This window comes from Ruminococcus flavefaciens ATCC 19208, from assembly GCF_000518765.1.
GTDB classification, from domain to species: Bacteria; Bacillota; Clostridia; order Oscillospirales; family Ruminococcaceae; genus Ruminococcus; species Ruminococcus flavefaciens.
On record NZ_KI912491.1, the window covers coordinates 99589 to 102745 of the forward strand.

General features: G+C 45.3%; 2 protein-coding genes. Both read left to right on the top strand.

Annotated features, from left to right (window positions below; genetic code table 11):
• On the top strand, positions 1-600 hold a 600-nt coding region (locus tag L870_RS0113365), incomplete at its 5' end, for a dockerin type I domain-containing protein (RefSeq protein WP_028518573.1).
• Positions 601-659: 59 nt separating this feature from the next.
• A partial coding sequence (locus L870_RS17755; protein ID WP_037272381.1) for a cohesin domain-containing protein occupies positions 660-3157 on the top strand: 2498 nt, incomplete at its 3' end.

Genomic DNA, 3157 nt, shown 5'->3' on the forward strand with positions numbered 1-3157 from the left:
GAGCTCCGTGCTAACTACGCTACACTCAAGGGCGATACACCTATCGTTCCTGCAAACGGCAAGTCAGCATTCATGCTCGAGGTTAAGGTTCCTGCTGGTACACCTGACGGTACATACACAGTAGACTTTGCTCAGTGCAAGATCTTCAAGGACAATACAAAGTTCAATTATGAAGTTGCTGTTACACCTCTTACAATCGTAGTTGGTCAGCAGACAACAACATCAACTTCTAAGACAACTACAACTTCTAAGACAACTACAACTACTAAGGTTACAGAGACAACTACTGTTTCTACAACAACACCTACAACAGGTACAAAGCTCAACGTAACTCTCTGGGGCGATACAAACTGCAACGGCGAAGTTAACGTAGCTGACGTAGTAGTTCTTAACAGACTCCTTAACGATCCTTCATACATTGTAAAGAATCCTGATACAAAGGCTGACGTAACAGCTCAGGGTAAGGTTAATGCAGACGTAGTTGCTCCACAGAGCAAGGACGGCAAGAACATTGATCCTGCAACAGTTAAGCTTACAGCTGCTGATTCAGAGGCAATCGCAATGTACATCCTCGAAAAGGGTTCAATCCCAACAGACTGATCCCTTTAAACCCACCACTAAGTTAATAGAGCGATAATGCTCGGAAAGGAAATGCACTGATGAAAAAACTGCTTTCAGCAGTTACATCCGCTGTCATGGCCACATCGGTCATGACAAGTGCATTTGCTTCGTTACCAGTTAGTGCTGCGGGCAGTTTATCTGTCTCGCAGCCTAACTTTAGTATGGGCGAAGTATTGGATGTTTCTGCTAATAAAACCGCTTCTGACGGTTCAGTTGAATGGCTGATACCGACAGTAACTGCAGCACCAGGTCAGACGGTAACATTACCCGTTGTGGCAAAGAATTCCTCACTTGCGGTTGCAGGCGCACAGTTTAACGTTGATGCTGCATCACCTATTAAATATAAGTCCGTAACAGGCGGCGATGCTTATACATCAACTATAGGCGACAATGGCAAGGGAACAAAGTTCCTTTTCGATGACAGCAACGGAATCGAGAAGGTAGCTGCTGAGGGTGCAACAGTATTTACTCTTGCATATACTATTCCCGAAGATTGTGCTGAAGGCACATATGCCGTAAAGTGGTCTAACGGAAACGTTAGTGACACTGACGGATTCAATATCACAAGCAAAGTTAAATTTACAGACGGTGCTATCAAAGTCGTTAAGGACAGCGGCGAAGGTAAGATCGACTGGGTACTTGACAAGGTTACAGGTTATCCGGGCGAGACAGTGTCTGTAAAGGCATACGTAAGCAATAAGGACAATGCAGCTGTTGCTGTAGCCGGCGCACAGTACAAGATAGACGTTGACGCTGAGTCAAATATCAAGTACAAGTCATTCAAGAGCGGCGGAGCATACGTATCAGATATCAGCATCAATGAGTCTAAGACTTCATTCTTATTCGATCATAATGCTGGTTTAGGTGTTGTTGCAGCTAACGATGCAACGATCATGACTCTCACTTACACAATTCCTGAGGACTGCAAGCCGGGCGAATACCCTGTTAAATGGTCCAAGCAGTTCGTAAGTGATACAGACGGATTCGACCTCACTTCAAGGATCAACTTCCTTGACGGTGCTATCGTTGTAAAGGACGGTACACCTGCAAACGGTCAGGTATCATGGGTACTTGATAATGTTAAGGGTGAAAAAGGCAAGTCCGTAACAGTTAAGGCTGTAGTCAGCGATCCTAAGAGCAGTGCACTTGCAGTTGCAGGTGCTCAGTTCAAGGTAAAGACTGACGATAAGAATATCAATTATAAGAGCTTTACAGCAGGTACAGCTTATCCTTCTGATATGTCTGCAAATGAAGACAAGAACAGCTTCATGTTCAGAACAAGCAGCGGTAAGGCTGTATCAGCAGCAAACGGCTCAACTATCCTTGCGATCACATACGATATCCCTGCAAACTGCCCGGATGGCGTATATCCTGTATCATGGTCAGATGCATTCGTAAGTGATGCTGACGGTTACAATCTTACAGATAACGTAATCTTCAAGGACGGTTCTATCACAGTAGGCGATGTTGATGTCCAGGACGGTTCAGTATCTTGGGTAATCCCTAAGGTTGAAGGCAAGAAGGGTGAAGACGTAACTCTTCAGGTAAAGGTTGCAGGCAAGGGTGATCTCCCTGTAGCAGGTGCTCAGTTCGAGATCGCTGGTTCAGCTCCAACTTCTTACAAGTCAGCAACAGGTAAGCCATACGGTGAGGACCTCAGATCAAACGACAAGCAGAAGTTTGAATTCTTCACAGCAAGCGGTGACGGTAAGACTGCAAAGGCAGGCGACGAGCTCTTTACACTTACATTCAGCGTTCCTGCTGATTGTCCTGACGGCGTTTACCCGGTATCATGGGCTAAGCAGTTTGTCAGCGATACAGACGGATTCGGTATCACAGACAAGGTTAATTTCGTTGACGGTGCTATTTATGTAAATACACCTATCCCAGTCGAAACAACCACAACAACTACAACACTGACAACAATAACAACTACAACTACTACAGTTGTTCCTGTTCCCGAGGGCGGTATTGCTTGGCAGATCGGCACAAAGCAGGCTGAGCCTGGTCAGACAGTTACCCTCGACATTAAGGTTGTAGATCCTAACAATAATAAGCTCGCTATCGGCGGTGCTCAGTTCATTATCGAGAATGACAAGGCTGTAACTTATGGCACAGCTAAGGGTTCAGATGCTTATAAGTCTGAGCTTTCAACTAACGATGCTATAAAGAAGTCATTATTCAAGAGCGAAACAGGTAAGGGTATCGCAGCAGCTAACGATGACGTAGTTGCAACTCTTACATTCACAGTTCCTGCTGACTGCGCTATAGGAAAGTATCCTGTAAACTTCGCAGACGGCACCCTCAAGGTATTTGATGAAGACGGCTATGATCTTTCAAAGCTTGTTGAAGGACGCAATGGTTGGATCGAGGTAGTTCCTCATGTAACAACAACATTAGCTCCTAACCAGTCAACACAGACAACAACAAGCACATCAGGTACAGGCAAGGTTGATTCTTCATCAACTTCAACAGAGAGCACACAGAGCACATCATCTGTATCGACACAGAGCACAGCTCCTATCTCAACAGAGAG